We start from the raw sequence: 16,192 nt of genomic DNA on the forward strand, positions 1-16,192 counted from the left end.
TCTATCCTGCACGCTCCCGGCAGCGCAGCCGAATCGAGGGGGTCGTGTCGGCCCTCACAGTCCCCTGCCGGCGCCCGGAACGCGCTGATCGGGGCCACCGCGTCGGGTCGGGATCCGGACCGCTGACCTGGGTCGGTCAGTCGACCGGCCAGGTGTGGGCGGGGGCGTTGAGATGCATGTAGTCGATGTAGAGCTGCGTCATCCGCCGCAGCGCCTCATGGCGGCCCGCATGGGTGGAGGCGCTGATGCGGTGCAGCATCTCCTTCTGCCAGACGGCGCCGTTACGGCCGGTGACACATCGCTGCTCGATGATGCCGAGCAGCGGCTCCCGCCAGGCGGCGTCCATGCCGGAGTGCTCCAACCCCTGGTGGGCCAGCGGCAGCAGACGCCGCAGAACGAGCTCGGGCACCGGCACCTCACCCATGCCGGGCCAGTACAGCCGGGCGTCGATACCGTGGCGCGCCGCTGTGTGCAGGTTGTCCTCGGCGGCCCGGAAGGACATCCGCGACCACACCGGCCGTTCGTCCTCCACCAGGGCCCGGGTGAGGCCGTAGTAGAAGGCGCCGTTGGCGAGGGTGTCGGCGACGGTCGGACCGGCCGGCAGACAGCGGTTCTCCACCCTCACGTGCGGCTGGTCGCCCGCGACGGCGTAGACCGGGCGGTTCCAGCGGTAGACGGTGCCGTTGTGCAGGGTCAACTCGCCCAGTTCCGGAACGTCCCCTTCGGCCAGCGTCTCGCGGGGGTCCTGCTCGTCGCACAGGGGCAGAAGCGCCGGGAAGTAGCGCAGGTTCTCCTCGAAGAGGTCGAAGACGCTGGTGATCCACCGCTCCCCGAACCACACCCGAGGCCGCACCCCCTGCACCTTGATCTCCTGCGGGCGGGTGTCGGTGGCCTGCTCGAACAGGGGGATACGGGTCTCGTGCCAGAGCTCTTGGCCGAACAGGAACGGCGAGTTGGCCGCCAGCGCCACCTGGACGCCGGCGACGGCCTGCGCCGCGTTCCAGTAGGGGGCGAACTCCTCGGGGGAGACCTGGAGATGGAACTGCGTGCTGGTGCACGCGGCCTCCGGAGTGATCGTGTCCGCGTAGGTCCGCAGCCGGTCGACGCCGTCCATCTCGATGTGCAGATCCTCGCCCCGCGCGGCGAACACCTGGTCGTTGAGCAGCCGGTAGCGGGCGTTCTCCGAGAGCGCCGACTCACCGACGTCCTCCTGCCGCAGGGTGGGGAGAATGCCGATCATGATCAGATGGGAGCCGACCGACCTGGCACGCTCCTCGGCGTGATTGAGCGCGGCGCGGATCTCGGCTTCCCAGGCGTCGGGGCCGCCCTGCGTCAGACGGCGCGGCGGCACGTTGATCTCGAGGTTGAAGCGGCCGAGCTCGGTGGACCAGGCCGGGTCCGCGATCGCCTCCAGGACGTCGCTGTTGCGCATCGTCGGCTCGGCCTCGTCGTCGACCAGGTTCAGCTCGATCTCGAGGCCCACCTGGGGCCGCTCCGCCTCGAACCGCGACTCGCGCAGCATCTGCGCGAACACGTCGAGGCACTCCTGCATCTTGATCCGGTACCGGCGGCGGTCCTCGCGGGTGAAGACCAGTGCCGGGACGTCACGTCCCATCGGCCCTCCCGGCTTCTCCTCGGTCGGACGCCCTGTGCCTCCAGCGTCGCACCACCGGACGCCCGACACCATACGGAGAGCTACTCGTCGGGCCCGGTGAGGCGGGCCACCTCCTGCGCGGCGTCCCGGGCCGCCCGCTCGGCCCCGGCCACCGCCGCGGCGGCCGTCCGCCGCCGTTCCTCGGCCTCCCGTTGTTCCCGCTCGGCTCGCTCGAGCTCCTGACGTGCCTGCCGCAGCCGCTGCCCGGCCTCGGACGCGCCCCGACGGGCCTGGTCATGCCGGTCACGGGCCCGCTCGAGCACCGCGTCGGCGTCGGCTCGCTCCGCGCTCAGCGCACGGAGCCGGCGATCGGCCTCCCCGGCAGTCCGGCGGGCCCGACCGAGCTGCTCCTGCCGTCGGCGGCGCCGCTCGGCCAGTTCGTCCTTCGCCCGGCGCGGCGGGGCCGGCGGCGCGGGCGCCGTCCGGACCGGCTCGCTCGGTGCGCCGGCCGTGGCGGCGTCTGCCGCGTCGGCCGCGTCGACGGACGGAAAGTCGGCCGGCGGGGTGAGGACGCCTTCCAGCCGGCCGGTCGCCCAGCGGTCCGCCGCGTCCTGATCGGCGAGCACGGCGCGCAGGGTGGACTCGACGTCCTGCCGAGCCGCGTCCGACAGCCGGTGCCCGGCCTCACGAGCCAGCTCGGCAGCCTGCCGGGACAGTGCGGAGACGATGCTCCGGCGCTGCTCGGACAGCTCCTTGATCCCGTCGGCGTCCAGGTTCCGGTAAGCCTCGCGCAGCGCCTGCCCCAGCTCCAGGAACCGCCCGCTCTCCTGCGGCTGCGAGCGCAGCAGCAGGTTCGCCGCCCAGGCGGCGAGCGTGGGGCGCCGGGCGGCATGGATCCTACGGGCGTCGTCCGCGCGTCCGTCCCGCTTGGCGGCGGCGGCCAGCTGCTCACGCCGGGAGACGAAGTCGGACGGCGGGGTGGCGTAGAGCTCGTCGAGCACCCGCTCCACGTCGTGCTCCGCACCGGGACGCACACTCTTTCGCGCCATGATCATCAGATTCCACCCGGCCGGGTTCTCACGCATCTCGGGGCAGCGGGAGTGGCTCTCCTCGGGCGGCGACCGGCAGTGCTGCGGCCATGCCGGGCGCGCGCCACCGGGGCCGAGCCGGGCGGCGCCTGCCTCGCCCGTCGTGCATCCGCACCGGATGCATCGTCAGCTGAGCGGGAGCAGACTGAACGCGTGACTGGCATGTACACCAAGCGGCAGGCGGAGGTGCCCGCGGGCGGGCGCATGCCTTCGCAGTCGGTGGCGCTCGCGGCCATGATGTTCGCGGTGTCGATGACGTTCATCGACCAGACCATCGTGGCGATCGCGACACCGGACATCGTCGACGAACTCGGCCTGTCCGCCTCCGGTATGCAGTGGGTGGTCAACGCCTATCTGCTGGCACTGGCCGCGTTCTTCGCGCTCGGCGGCCGCCTGGCGGACCTGCTCGGTCCCAGACGCGTCGTCGTGGCGGGCACCCTGGTGTTCGTCGTGTCGTCGGTCCTGTGCGGATGCGTACCCCGCGGCGACTACGCGCTGACCTGGCTCATCGTGTTCCGGTCGACCCAGGGGCTGGGCGCGGCCCTGCTCTTCCCCGCGGCGCTCGCGGTGGTCGTGGCGGTCTTCCCGGTGGAGCGGCGCGGTCGCGCCCTGGCCCTGTTCTTCGGGGTCACCGGCGCTCTGACGGCCATCGGGCCGCTCCTCGGCGGCTGGCTCACCGCGTGGACCTGGCGGGCGATCTTCTGGGTCAACGTGCCCGTGGCCGTCGTCGCGTTGATCCTGACGGCGCTCGCCCACGTGTCCGACCGCCGCCGCGACGAGCCCCTGGACGTGCGGGGCGCGGTGCTGATCGCGATCGGCATGGGCGTGAGTGTGCTCGGCTTCCAGCAGGCGTCGGCGTGGGGTTGGGACAGCGTGCTCACCTGGGTCTGCGTCGTGGGCGGTCTCGCCGTGCTGTGGCTGTTCTGCCGCTACGAACTGCGCACGGCCCATCCGTTGGTCAGGCTCGCGGTCTTCCAGGACCGTGCCTTCGTGGCCGACGGACTCGTGCTGTTCTTCGCCATGTTCGCGTTCGTCCCGCTGTTCTTCTTCGCCTCCGTCTACGCGCAGGTGTCCTTGAGCGCCTCGCCCACCCAGGCGGCCCTGTACCTGCTGTACTTCTTCGCCGGTTTCGCGCTGGCCTCGCAGTGGGGCGGCCGGATCCTGGACAAGCGGGGCGCGCGGCCCGCCATGAAGCTCGGTTGCGTGGTCGGAGCGGTGGGCTTCGCGCTCTGGGCGGGAAAGCTGACCGATCTGTCCATGCACGACCAGTGGCCCTACGCGGCCCTCGCGGGCGCCGGAATCGGCTTCATCCTCGCTCCGGCCTCCACCGATGCCGTGAACCGGGCGATCGACGCCTCGTACGGGGAGGTCACCGGCATCACGCAGACGATCCGCAACTACGCCGCGAGCGTGGGCCTGGCACTGTTCGGCACGATGCTGACCCACTCCATGACCGACAATGTCCGCAACACGCTCGAGTCGCGCGGAGTGCCGTCCGGGGCCGCGGACGGCGCGGCGAGAAACGTCGCGGAGGCGATCACCGGCAACGCCGACGACCGGCAGCTCAGCGGTGACGGTCCGGTCGCGCGGACGGTACGGGAGTCGATGTCCGCGATCAGGATGGACTTCGCCGAGGCCAACCAGTGGGTGTTCTACGGGATGGCCGTCGCCCTGGGCATCGGCTACCTCTGCGCGCTGCGGCACCCGGGCGGCGGGAGCGGCACGGAAACGGCGGACGAGGCATCGGGCGACCGCTCGCACACCGCTGACCGGACGTCCTGACGGCGGCCGGAAGCCGGGGAAGCCGGAAGGCTCCACCGGCTTCCCGGTGTCAGCGGCTGCGAAAGGCGCTGGTGGTGAAGAATCCCGTGGCCGCGGCGCTGAGCAGGGCGCAGACGGCGAGGAAGGCGGTACGTCGCATCGAGGGGCCTTTCCGGTGATGACGGATGGGCTCTGCACAACGCCGGTCGGCCCCATGTCGCTTCGCCGCCGGGCCGACCCCACCCGTACGGATGCGGCCAAGCGTGTGCGCGTGCCGCCGCTTCCCGGACGGTCAAGACATGGTCCGGCCGGTCCGGTCGGCGATGTGCCGCGTCCACCGGACCGGCTGTTCACGCTTGCACGCGTACCGGTCGCCGGAGCAGATAGGCGCCGGCGGTCGAGACGAGGACGGCCATGCACGCGATGAACACCAGCCCGGCGCCCTCCAGGCCGAGGGGGCCCACCAGCACGCCGACACCGATCACCGGCACCGAGATGCCCGCGTAGGCCACCACGAACAGCGTCGAGATCACCGCCGCGCGCCGGTCCTCGGGAGACGCCCGGGCCACGGCGGACAACGCCCCGCGGAACGCCAGTCCCTGCCCGACCCCGCCGACGACCGCGCTCAGCACGACCAGCGTCAGCGAATCCCACCGCAACGCGCCCGCGAGCAGCGCCAGTCCGGTCAGGAGCGCGGCGCAGCCCAGCGGCAGCGACCGGCCGACCCCGACCCGGCCGACGAGCAACTGCCCGGCGGTCGAGGCGAAGAAGGCCAGCGCGACGACGAGACCGCTCACGGCGTGGTTGCGTACGTCGAGGGACTCGGCGAGGAAGGCGGGGCTGACCGAGGTGAACACGCCGAACAGCGCGAACCCCACGAACGAGGCGATCGCCGCCGGTCCGAACACCGGCCGTACCTCTGGCGGCAGGCTGGGCCGCTGTGGCCGTACGGCGCTCAGCGAGGACCGGTTGCGCACGGTCTCCGGGAGCCGCGCCACGACGGCGACCGAGCAGGCCACCAGGGCGAGGTGAACGGCGAACGGCAGGTACAGCGGCCAGGCGGCGTACTGCGCGAGCACTCCGGCGAGCAGCGGACCGCAGCCAAGGCCGCCCATGTTGGCGGCGGTCGCGACGAACGTGGCCCGGGAGGCGCCACCGGACGGCGCCAGATCCATCACGTACGCCGTGGCGGCCCCGGTGAACAGACCGGCGGACAGGCCCGACAGCAGCCGCCCCGCGTACAGCCAGCCGAGCCCGGTGGCGGACAGGAAGCAGACGGCGCTCGCCGCCGCGCATGCCAGGCCCGCCAGCAGCACCGGGCGTCTGCCCACGGTGTCCGAGGCGTTGCCCGCCAGCAGCAGCACGCCGATGACTCCGAAGGCGTACACGGCGTACACGACGGTGACCGTCAGCTCGGAGAAGCCGAACTTCTCCTGGTAGAGGCCGTAGAGGGGCGTCGGCAGGGTGGTGCCGGCCATGCACACGGCGAAGACGGCTCCGCCGAGCAGACAGGGGAGCCATCCTCGGTGATCACGGTCCATGCGGGCGACAGTAGCCCCGCGCCCGGCCCGGCTGCGGCCCGACGTGCCCGCCACCCCACGAGCCGCCGCGTCGCCGTGTCGCCGTGTCGTGCCGCGCCGTTCCTGGCGGGGACGATCGGGCAACGGGCCGGTCGCGCGGTCGGCGGGCGATCCGTGCGACGCCGAGTGGCCCGGCGGCGGCGCGCACGAGGGCGACCACGGGCGACGACGGTCCTGGACGGATAGTGGAGGCCGCGGGGGTCGGGGGATCGGACAGGCCTCGGCGGCTGCCGCGCGAGATCCTCGCTCCTGCGGGCGTATGGTCAAAGATGAATCATTCATCCATCGAAATATTGACTTTCGGCTTGACGAGCCAGAGGATTCCGGGGGTGACGCACTCCGCCCCCGGGCCGGCCGGCCCGGCACTTCCCACCGCCCTGGACGAGGCGGCCCACCGTTGCCTCGTCGCGGGCTTCGACGGTACGACCACCGTCCCCGACACCTTGAAACGGCTCATCGACCGCGGGCTCGGCGGGGTCATCCTGTTCACCCGCAACGTCCGCGACGCCGGCCGGCTGCGCGAACTCACCGGCACACTGCGGACGTTGCGCCCCGACCTGCTGATCGCCATCGACAACGAGGGCGGCGGCATCGGCCACCTGGTGACCGCGGGAGCCCCCGAGGTGCCCGGCTCCTGGGCGCTCGGCGTCGCCGACGACCCGCTGCTCACCGCCGCCTGCGCCGACGCCCTGGCCGGACATCTGCTCTCGCTCGGCATCACCGCCTCCTACGCCCCCGTCGCCGACGTCCAGAGCCGGTCCGAGAATCCGATCGTGCGCACCCGGGCCTTCGGCTCCGACCCCGAGCTGGTCTCCCGGCATGTGCGCGCCTGGATCGCGGCCACCGAGGCGCGGGGCGTGGCCTCCTGCGCCAAGCACTTCCCCGGCCACGGCGGGACCGTCACCGACAGCCATCACGAGCTCGCGGTGGACCCGCGGCCGTACGACCGGCTCGACCTCGCGCCCTTCCGGGCGGCCGTCGAGGCGGGCGTGCCCATGCTGATGAGCGCCCATGTCGTGTTCCCGGCTCTCGACCCGGACCGGCCCGCCACCCTCAGCCCGCGCATCCTGTCCGACCTGCTGCGCGGCGAACTCGGCTTCGACGGCGTGCTGGTGAGCGACGCGCTGGAGATGAAGGCCATCGCCGACCGGTACGGCGAGGCGGCCGGCGCGCGTCTCGCGCTCGCCGCCGGAGCGGACCAGGTCATCGTCGCCGTACCGGATCCGGAGGTCACCCTGGCCTGCCGGGACGCCGTGCTCGACGCCCTGCGGTCGGGTGAGCTGGCCGAGGAGCGGGTGGCCGAGGCGGCGCAGCGGGTACGGCGGCTCGCGCTGCGGTACGCGGTGCCGTACCGGCCGGGTGCGGTGGCCGCGTGGGACGCCGAGGCCGGGCTGACCGCGGCGCGGCGGGCCGTGCGGAGCGGGGCGCCCTTGCCGCGACCGGTGCCGGGCGCCCATGTCGTCGACCTGTTCCCGGCCCCGCACCGCGCCCTCAACTGGGGCGGCGAGGACCTCCTGACGGCCTGGCACACCCTCGACCCGACAGCCACCGGCACGGCGGTCGCCGGGGAGCCGGAGGATGCCGACGGCATTGTCGAGGTCGTCGTCGGGGAGGTGCTGCGGGCGGCCGAGGGGCGGCCGCTGGTCGTCGCCGTGTGCGATGCCGGGCTGTACCCCTGGCAGGGGCGCCTGCGGGACGCGCTGCTGGCCGCGAGGCCGGACGCCCTGCCGGTCTCCACCGGGTTGCCCGAGCCGGGCAGCGTGGTGTGCGCGCACGGCAGGGGGCGGGTGAATCTGCGGGCGGTGGCCGAGGTCCTGACGGGTCGCACGTCCTGACCGGGGCGGAGTCTCCGGGGCCGGAGTTCCGGCCGGCCCCGGTCTTCGCCCCTCCCGGTCTTCGCCCCTCCCGGCCATCGCCCCCCGCTCTTCGCCCCCGCTGTCTTCTCCGCGGTCCTGTTATAGGGCCGCCGGCCTCCGGGCCCGGCGTGCTTGTTCCCCCTGTTGCAGACCGCCCCCGGGTCCGGGCGCCGGTTTTCGCCTTCGGGCCTTCGCTCTCCGCCTTCGCCCCCGGGCGTCTCACTTCCCGTCGATCAGTTCCGTGATCCCCCGCGACGCGAGGTGCGCCGCGTCCTGTGCCCGCTGGGCCAGGACCACCGCCGGTCGGACGCCCTCCTCGCGCAGGCGCATCCAGGCCTCGAAGAAGGCGCCGCCCGGGCCCGAGACCGAGCGCGTGGAAGGGGTGCAGTCCAGGACCAGGGCCGTGCCGCCGGGTGCGGGCGGGGCGGGGGTGGCGCGGAGTTCGGCCACCGTCGCGGACAGGGCCTCCGCTATCGGCTTGGGGCGGCCCGTGGAGTCGAACAGGCCCAGGGTGTACTCCAGTTCCGGAAAGTCGGCCAGTGAGCGGTCGACGTCGTGGGAGCACCACCAGGTGACGCCCCACAGTCGAGCACAGCCGGCCGCGTTGCGGAGCGTCGCTCGGGCGAAGTCGGGTGCGTCGGCCGCCGGGATGTGCGGTTCGGGCGCCCCGGTCTCCTGGACCCAGACCGGGCGGGCCGGATCGGTGGCGTAGGCCGACGCCAGTTCCGTGCCGTACTCCGCGAGACGGCGCGCCTGCGGTGAGCGCGGGCCGTAGCGGCGGGCGCAGTCGGCGGAGAACACCCAGGGATGCACGGTGGTCAGGTCGCCCTTGCGGGCCGAGGCCTCCGGGGTGAAGGGGTGGTCGTCGCCGTACCAGGCGGCGTCGTACGCCGAGTGGGTGACCAGGCCGCCGCCCTCACCCAGCCCGTCCCGGGCGGCGGTCAGCAGCGTGTCGAGGTAGTGATCCACCTCGGCCACCGACACCGGGTTGTGCTCGACCAGGTTGTTGAGCTCGTTGCCGAGCTGGAGGCCGAGGAGACGGGGGTGGCCGGACAGGGCGCGGCCCAGCGTGCGCAGCAGCAGCGCCTGGGCCTCGATCGCCTCGGCGTCGGTGAACACGTTGCGGTGATGCCAGCTGCGCGTCCACGCCGGGTAGAAGTCGAAGCTCGACAGGTGGCCCTGGACGCCGTCCACCAGGACGTCCAGGCCGTACTCCGCCGCCAGGTCCACCAGGCGGACGAGCTGGTCCACGGCCGAGGGGCGGACCAGGGTGCGGTTGGGCTGGAGCAGCGGCCAGAGGTGGAAGACCCGGATGTGATCCAGGCCCAGCCCGGCGATCTGTGCCAGGTCCTCGCGTACGAGCCCGGGGTCGAAGTCGTGCCAGGCGTGGAACCAGCCCCGGCGTGGGGTGTAGTTGACACCGAAGCGGAGCTCCGGCGCGGGCTGGGGCGTGTTGATGGCGTCCTCCTCGCGAGACGGACCTTGTCTCGGGCGAATGTATCAACCACCATGGGGCGCGATGAATAGTGATTTGAACCAAGACCTCGACCTGGTGGTCGGCCTGGACGCCGGCGGCACCCGTACCCGTGCCGTCCTGGCCGGCCTCGGCGACGGCCGCCCCCGGGGCGAGGGCACGGCAGGACCGGGCAACGCGCTCACCGTGCCCGGCCCCGAACTCGCCGACCACCTCACCGAGGCGCTCGCGCGGGCCGTGCCCCAAGCGCTGCGCGGGCGGGTGGCCGCGGTGGCGGGCGGGTTCGCCGGCGCCGGTCACCAGGGGCAGGGCGCCGACGAGCCCGGCCGGGTGCGGGCCCGCACGGCCCTGTCCGGCGCGCTGGCCCGGCTGGGCATCTCCGCCGCCACGGTCGAGGTCCACAGCGACATCGAGACCACGTTCGCCACCGGCCCCGGCCACCCCGCCGACGGCCTGGTCCTGGTGGCCGGCACCGGCGCGGTCGCGGCCCGGATCGCCGCCCGGGTGCCGACCGCGACCTCCGGCGGCGACGGCTGGCTGCTCGGCGACGACGGCAGCGGCTTCTGGATCGGCCGCGCGGCCGTACGCGCGGCCCTGCGGGCGGCCGACGGCCGGGGCACGCCCACCGTCCTCGCCCGTGCGGTCGGCCGGGAGCTCGGGCTGCCGCCGGGCGTGCTGCCCCCGCAGGCCTACGGGGTCGCCGACGCCGTCGCCTGGAGCGCGGTCCCGCGCACCGCCTACCGCGCGCACCTGCTGCCCGCGGTCATGGACCGGCCGCCGGTCCGGCTGGCCGACCACGCGCCGCTGGTCGTCCGGGCCGCCGAGGAGAAGGACGCCGTCGCCGTGGAGATCCTGCGCGAGGCCGCGCGCAGGCTGACGGAGACCGTGACGGCCCTGGCACCGCGTCCGGGTGAACCCCTGGTCGTCACGGGCGGCCTGCTGGCCTCGCACGGCCCCCTGCTCGCCCCGCTCACCGAAGGCCTCGCGCACCTCGGGCTCACGCTCACCCCCGTGTCGGACGGCTCCCCGGGCGCCGTGGCCCTGGCCCGCCTCGCCCACCGCACCACCCGCTGACGCGCCCCGCGCAAGGAGGCCCCATGCCCCTCCAGGACCACCCGGCCACCCCTGACCTCCGCCCGGTCGTCCCCTACCTGGACCCGGCCGCCCCGTCGGCCACCCGCGTCGCCGACCTCATCTCCCGGATGACGCTGCGCGAGAAGGCGGGCCAGCTCAACCAGCGGATGTACGGGTGGGACGCCTACCGCCGCACCCCGGCCGGCGACTTCGAGGTCACCGAGGCCCTGCACGCCGAGACCGAGCGCTTCGAAGGCCTCGGCGCCCTCTACGGGCTGATGCGCGCCGACGCCTGGTCCGGCGTCGACCACGGCGAGGGACCGGGCGTGGAGGACAGCGCCGACCTCGCCGACCTGGTCCAGCGCCATGTGCTGGAGCGCAGCCGGCTGGGTATCCCCGCCCTGTTCGTCGAGGAGGTGCCGCACGGCCACATGGCCCTCGACGGCACCGTCCTCCCCGTCGCTCTGGCTGTCGGCGCCACCTGGGACCCCGACCTGTACGAGCGGGCCGCCGCCCACGCCGCAGCCGAACTGCGCGCCCGGGGCGGCCACTTGGCCCTCGTCTCCGCGCTGGACATCGCCCGTGACCCGCGCTGGGGCCGCACCGAGGAGTGCTTCGGCGAGGACCCGTACCTCGCGGCCCGGATGACGGAGGCACTGGTCAGGGGGATGCAGGGCACGGGGATTCCCAGAGCGCGGGGCACGGGAACACGGGTCACGGGGGTTCCGGGAGCGCGGGGCGCAGGGGAGTTCTTCGCCGCGGACAAGGCGCCCGTCGTCCTCAAGCACTTCGCCGGCCAGGGCGCCACGGTCGGCGGACGCAACTCCGCCGAGTCCGAGCTGGGCCCGCGCGAACTGCACGAGATCCACCTTCCCGCGGCCCGCGCCGGGATCCGTGCCGGGGCCGCCGCCGTCATGGCCGCCTACAACGAGGTGGACGGTCTGCCGTGCTCCGGCAACCGTGCCCTGCTCACCGGACTCCTCCGCGACCGCTGGGGTTTCGAGGGCCTGGTCATGGCCGACGGCCTCGCCGTGGACCGGCTGGCCCGCCTCACCGGTGACAAGGTCTCCGCGGGCGCTCTGGCCCTCGACGCAGGGGTCGACCTCAGCCTCTGGGACGAGGGGTTCACGCACCTGCCGGAGGCCGTCGAACGGGGTCTGGTGAGCGAGGCCGCCCTGGACGCCGCCGTCGGCCGCGTCCTGCGCCTGAAGTTCCGCCTCGGTCTGTTCGAACAGCCGTACACGCGCCGCGCGACGATCTCCGAGGACGCCGGACGGGAGGTGAGCACCGACCTCGCGCGGGCCTGCGTCACCCTCCTCCACAACACCGGCGCAGCCCTCCCGGTCGGGCCCTCGGTGCGACGCGTCGCCGTGCTCGGGCCGCACGCCGCCACCACCGCCCACCAGCTCGGCGACTACACCGCCCCGCAGCGCCCGGGCACCGGCACCAGCATCCTCGACGCCTTGCGCCGCCTCGCCCCGCGCGGCACCGACGTCCGCCACGCCCGGGGCGCGGCCCTCACCGGCACCGACCTCACCGCCGTTCCCGAGGCGGTCGCGACGGCCGCCGACAGCGACCTGGCCGTGCTGGTGCTGGGCGGCAGCAGCGCCCGGACCCCCGACACGGAGTTCGACGCCAACGGGGCCGCGCGGACGGTCGTGTCCGAGATGACCTGCGGCGAGGGCGTCGACCTCGCCGGGCTCCGGCTGGGGCGGGCCCAGCACGTGCTTCTGGACGCGGTCGCGGCCACCGGCACGCCCACCGTCGTCGTCCTCGTCCAGGGCCGCCCGCACGCCGTCCCGGAGGCGGCCGACCGGGCCGCCGCGCTGCTCACCGCCTGGTACCCGGGCCCGTGGGGCGGCGAGGCGGTCGCCGAGGTGCTCCTCGGGCTCACCGAACCCGTCGGCCGCCTGCCCGTCTCCGTGCCGCGCTCGGCCGACCGGCTGCCCGTGTACTACAACCACAAGGACACCGAGTACGGCTCCTACGCCGACGGCGACGCCGGGCCCCTCTACTCCTTCGGGCACGGACTGTCGTACACGACGTTCCAGCACGGCCCGCCCCGGCTGAGCGGGCACGCGGTCGAGGTGGACGTCACCAACACCGGCACCCGGCCCGGTCGCAGTGTCGTCCAGCTCTACGTCCGCCGGCTGCGCACGCCCGTCTGGCCGCGCACGCTCGAACTACGGGCGTTCCGCGGCGTACGGCTCGTGCCGGGGGAGCGCCGTACGGTCGCGATACCCCTCGGCGCCGGCCAACTGGAGCTGGTCGGCGCCGATCTGGAGACGGTCGTACCGCACCAGGCGGTGGAGATCCGGGTCGCGGCCTCGGCGCGGGAGGCGCTCACCTCCGTCCCCCTGCTGCTCGAGGTCGGGCCCGGTCAGAGTTTGACGGCCCCCGACGACACGCCCTTGTAGAACCACCGCTGCGTGATCACGAACAGCACCAGCACCGGGACCACGGAGATCACCGAGCCGGCCATCACCACCCGCTGGTCGTAGCCGAAGGACGAGCTCTGCAACCGGGAAAGACCCAGCGTGAGCGTCATGTGGTCCTCGGAGCGCAGCACGATCAGCGGCCAGAGGAAGTCGTCCCAGGCGCTGATGAAGGTGTTGATCGTGACCACCAGCATCGCGCCCCAGGCGGACGGCAGGTACAGGTACCGGAAGCGCTGCCACTCGTTCGCGCCGTCGAGCATCGCCGAGTCCTCGATCTCACGCGGCACCGCCAGGAACGCACCGCGCATCAGCAGGACGTTGATGGCGCCGACGAACCCGGGCAGCCACACGCCCACCAGGTTGTCGACCAGACCCAGGTCCCGGATGCTCAGGAACAGCGACACCATGATCGACTCGAAGGGGAACATCATGGAGGCGATCAGCACCACCCAGACCGCCTTGCGGCCCTTCCAGCCGGGCTTGGAGAGGATGTAGCCGGCCGTGGTGGAGAACAGCAGCTGGCTGGTGACCGACAGGGCGACCACGATCACGCTGTTCCCGATGTACGTGGCCACCGGCACCTGGTCGAACACCTGCCGGTAGGCCCGCAGCGTCGGGTGGTGCGGCAACAGCGAGGCGTCCGCCCCGAACACGTCCTCGCTCGTGCTCTTCAGGGAGGCCAGGAACTGCCAGACCAGCGGGCCGACGGTGATGCCGAGCACGAAGAGCAGCAGCAGGTAGCGGACGACCAGTTCACGGGGACGGCCGTGGTCCCGTCGGCGCGGCACCGGCCGCCGGGGCTTCTCCACCGCCGTCGTCATGACTCGTCCTCCTTCGTCAGGCGCTGCGCCAGCAGGGTCAGCCCCAGCGTCAGCACGAACAGGGCCACACTGACCGCCGAGCCGTAACCGGCGTTGCCGGTGAGCGGGTCCAGGCCGACGTCGCGGATGTAGAAGGGCAGGGTGCGGTCGGCGCCGCCGGGACCGCCGGTGGAGCTGCCCAGCATGTAGATCTCCGTGAACACCCGCAGCGAGCCGATGCCGGTGAGGGTGCCGACCAGCATCATGGCCTGCCGCACACCCGGCACGGTGATGTGCCAGAAACGGCGGACCGCGCCGGCGCCGTCCATGGACGCCGCCTCGTGCAGTTCCTTCGGCACGTTCCCCAGCGCCGCCAGGTAGAAGATCATGTACCAGCCGAGCCCCTTCCACAGGGTCAGGCCCATCGCGGAGAAGAGGATCAGCCAGGAGTCGGACAGGAACGGGATGGCGTCCTTGATCAGATGCGCCTTCTCCAGCCAGGTGTTGATCAGTCCGTCGTCGGCCAGCAGCCACTGCCAGCTGAGCCCCACGACCACGCTGGAGGCGAGCACCGGCGTGTAGAAGGCCGAGCGGAAGAAGCCGATGCCGGGCAGGTCCTTCTCCACCAGGACGGCCAGCAGCAGCGGCAGCAGCACCATCAGCGGCACCACGATCACCGCGTACAGGACGCTGTTGCGGGTCGCGAGCCAGAAGTCGGAGTCGTCGAGCATCCGGGTGTAGTTGGACAGCCCGACGAACTCCGCGGCGCCGCCCAGCGGCTTGGCGTCGGTGAACGACAGCAGGACGGTGTTGAGGAACGGGAACACGCCGAAGACCACCGCGCAGAGGACGGCGGGCGCGGTCCACAGCCAGGGAAGCCACCAACGGCGGTACAGCGCGGCGCCGTTGGCACCGGCGGAGGGGCCGGGCAGCAGCGCCCGGCCGAGTCGGCGAAGACGGCGAAGACGGGCCGGGGCCGGGCCCGGCACGGAGACCGTTCGCTCCGTACCGGGCACGGACACCGGGTTCGTGGTCTGGGTCGCCACGCTCAGCCCGCCTGCTTCAGCAGCTCGTCGGCCTTCGACTGGGCGTCCTTCACTGCCTGTTCGGGGCTCTTCTTGCCCTGCATCGCGAGCTGTACCTGCGCCACGATCGCGTTCTGCACGGCCGGGGAGAGGTTGGTCTGGAACGCGGTGGTGGTCTTGAGCTGTTCGGCGACGAGCTTACGGGCCTCGGAGAAGGGGTCGCTGCCGGTCACCTTCTGGAAGAACGGGTCGTCCAGCGAGACGGTGGTCGTCGGGAAGATCACCACGTTCGGGTCCTTGCACCAGGCCGTCTGGTTCTCGGCGTCGGTCAGGAACTTCGCGAAGGCGAGGGCCGCGGGCGCGTGCTTGCTGGTGGCCGCGACCCCGACGTACTGCGGGGCCGCCGTGGTGTGGCCGAGCTTGTCGAAGGGCTGCTGGCCGACGCCGGTCCTGGCGTAGACCGACGGGCTGTTCTGCTTCACGAACCGCACGAAACTCGGGTTGGTCGAGCCGTAGGCGACCTTGCCCTGGCTGTAGAGCGTGGAGGGGTCGTTGCTGGAGGACAGCGAGTCCTTCGGCATGGCCCCTTCCTTGTACAGCTTCGCCATCCAGGCCACCCACTCCGTGGTCCTCGGATCATCCGCGAAGAGGGCGGACTTGCCGTCGTCGGAGAGCACCTTGATGTTCATCTGGTCGAAGTCGGCCGGGATGCGCCAGATCGGGTTGGCCATCGTCGCGTAGTACTTGCCCTGGCCCGCCTTGGCGACTTTCTCGTAGTCGGCGAACAGCCCGAACAGGGTGGTCGGAGGTTTCGCCGGATCGACCCCCGCCCTCTCCAGCAGCTCGGTGTTGTACGTCAGGACGATGCCGCCGGTGTACCAGGGGAGCACGGTGTGCTGCGGCATGCCCGAGGCGTCCTTCATGGTGCTGGAGTTCCAGAACGCCGGGACGAACGGCTCCTTGGCGTCCGGGTCCTTGACGCCGAGGTTGAGCAGATAGCCGGCCTTGGTGAGGGCGGTGCCCGTCTCGGAGTTGAGGTTGAGGACGTCCGGCAACGTACAGGCCTGGGCGTCGGCGACGGTGCGCTGGGTGAAGGTGTTGTCGCCGGGGTCGTCGATCCACTTGACCGACGCGCCGGGGTGGGCCTTCTCGAACGCCTTGATCACTCCGTTGAAGAAGTCGCCGAAGTCCTTCTTCAGGTTGGTCGTCTGGAAGGTGATCTGCCCCTCGACGTCCCCGGTGAGCTTCCCGGAACCGACGTTGTCCTGGTCGACCTTGCAGCCGCCGGCCGTGGACTCCCCGCTGTCGGAGCCGCCCGACAGGCCGCAGCCGGCCGCCGTCAGAGCCAGGGCTATGACGCCTGCCACGGTTCCCGTGAGTCTTCCCGCACGCATGTTGCCTCCTGCGATCCGTCAGCCGCCGATGCGGGCTGCTGGGCCATCTGCTGGTTCAAATCACCAACTTGGACTCTGATTGATGAAAAGGTGGACCAGAATTCATCG

General features: G+C 72.6%; 11 protein-coding genes. 4 read left to right on the top strand and 7 right to left on the bottom strand.

The window, feature by feature from the left end:
* Positions 1 to 136 precede the first annotated feature (136 nt).
* Both ACIPFH_RS18415 and ACIPFH_RS18420 read right to left on the bottom strand, forming a co-directional pair.
* Positions 137 to 1,615, bottom strand: coding sequence for a glutamate-cysteine ligase family protein (locus ACIPFH_RS18415; protein WP_401827637.1), 1,479 nt, complete (start codon positions 1,613 to 1,615; stop codon positions 137 to 139).
* 80 nt (positions 1,616 to 1,695) lie between these two features.
* The gene (locus ACIPFH_RS18420) at positions 1,696 to 2,643 is read right to left on the bottom strand and encodes a hypothetical protein (RefSeq protein WP_401827638.1); all 948 of its coding nucleotides are present in this window, start codon (positions 2,641 to 2,643) and stop codon (positions 1,696 to 1,698) included.
* Between the two features lie 201 nt (positions 2,644 to 2,844).
* Here ACIPFH_RS18420 and ACIPFH_RS18425 point away from each other — a divergent pair, with 201 nt between their 5' ends.
* The gene (locus ACIPFH_RS18425) at positions 2,845 to 4,464 is read left to right on the top strand and encodes an MFS transporter (protein WP_401828067.1); all 1,620 of its coding nucleotides are present in this window, start codon (positions 2,845 to 2,847) and stop codon (positions 4,462 to 4,464) included.
* A 329-nt stretch (positions 4,465 to 4,793) separates the two neighbouring features.
* Here ACIPFH_RS18425 and ACIPFH_RS18430 read toward each other — a convergent pair whose 3' ends face one another.
* On the bottom strand, positions 4,794 to 5,984 hold the full coding sequence (locus tag ACIPFH_RS18430; RefSeq protein WP_401827639.1) for an MFS transporter: 1,191 nt from the start codon (positions 5,982 to 5,984) through the stop codon (positions 4,794 to 4,796).
* A gap of 368 nt (positions 5,985 to 6,352) precedes the next feature.
* Here ACIPFH_RS18430 and ACIPFH_RS18435 point away from each other — a divergent pair, with 368 nt between their 5' ends.
* A complete protein-coding gene (locus tag ACIPFH_RS18435) occupies positions 6,353 to 7,858 on the top strand; it encodes a glycoside hydrolase family 3 N-terminal domain-containing protein (RefSeq protein WP_401827640.1) in 1,506 nt (501 codons plus the stop codon).
* Positions 7,859 to 8,098: 240 nt separating this feature from the next.
* Here ACIPFH_RS18435 and ACIPFH_RS18440 read toward each other — a convergent pair whose 3' ends face one another.
* Positions 8,099 to 9,130, bottom strand: coding sequence for a glycosyl hydrolase (locus ACIPFH_RS18440; RefSeq protein WP_401827641.1), 1,032 nt, complete (start codon positions 9,128 to 9,130; stop codon positions 8,099 to 8,101).
* A gap of 268 nt (positions 9,131 to 9,398) precedes the next feature.
* Here ACIPFH_RS18440 and ACIPFH_RS18445 point away from each other — a divergent pair, with 268 nt between their 5' ends.
* Complete coding sequence (locus ACIPFH_RS18445; protein WP_401827642.1) at positions 9,399 to 10,427, top strand: N-acetylglucosamine kinase; 1,029 nt, start codon at positions 9,399 to 9,401, stop codon at positions 10,425 to 10,427.
* Positions 10,428 to 10,450: 23 nt separating this feature from the next.
* On the top strand, positions 10,451 to 12,844 hold the full coding sequence (locus ACIPFH_RS18450) for a glycoside hydrolase family 3 N-terminal domain-containing protein (protein ID WP_401827643.1): 2,394 nt from the start codon (positions 10,451 to 10,453) through the stop codon (positions 12,842 to 12,844).
* Here the strand turns inward: ACIPFH_RS18450 and ACIPFH_RS18455 are convergent.
* The 3 genes from ACIPFH_RS18455 to ACIPFH_RS18465 are packed head-to-tail and all read right to left on the bottom strand — an operon-like array spanning position 12,808 to position 16,084.
* The gene (locus ACIPFH_RS18455) at positions 12,808 to 13,686 is read right to left on the bottom strand and encodes a carbohydrate ABC transporter permease (RefSeq protein WP_401827644.1); all 879 of its coding nucleotides are present in this window, start codon (positions 13,684 to 13,686) and stop codon (positions 12,808 to 12,810) included. The two genes, ACIPFH_RS18450 and ACIPFH_RS18455, sit on opposite strands and share 37 nt — an antisense overlap.
* Positions 13,683 to 14,654: a carbohydrate ABC transporter permease gene (locus ACIPFH_RS18460; RefSeq protein ID WP_401828069.1), complete on the bottom strand. Its 972-nt coding sequence runs from the start codon at positions 14,652 to 14,654 to the stop codon at positions 13,683 to 13,685. The genes ACIPFH_RS18455 and ACIPFH_RS18460 overlap by 4 nt, the downstream gene beginning before the upstream one ends.
* Before the next feature lie 59 nt (positions 14,655 to 14,713).
* Positions 14,714 to 16,084 carry an extracellular solute-binding protein gene (locus tag ACIPFH_RS18465; protein WP_401827646.1) on the bottom strand — a complete coding sequence of 457 codons (1,371 nt, stop codon included), beginning with the start codon at positions 16,082 to 16,084 and terminating at the stop codon, positions 14,714 to 14,716.
* Positions 16,085 to 16,192 lie beyond the last annotated feature (108 nt).

The sequence above is a fragment of the Streptomyces sp. NPDC088157 genome, assembly GCF_044741545.1.
Classification (GTDB): Bacteria; Actinomycetota; Actinomycetes; order Streptomycetales; family Streptomycetaceae; genus Streptomyces.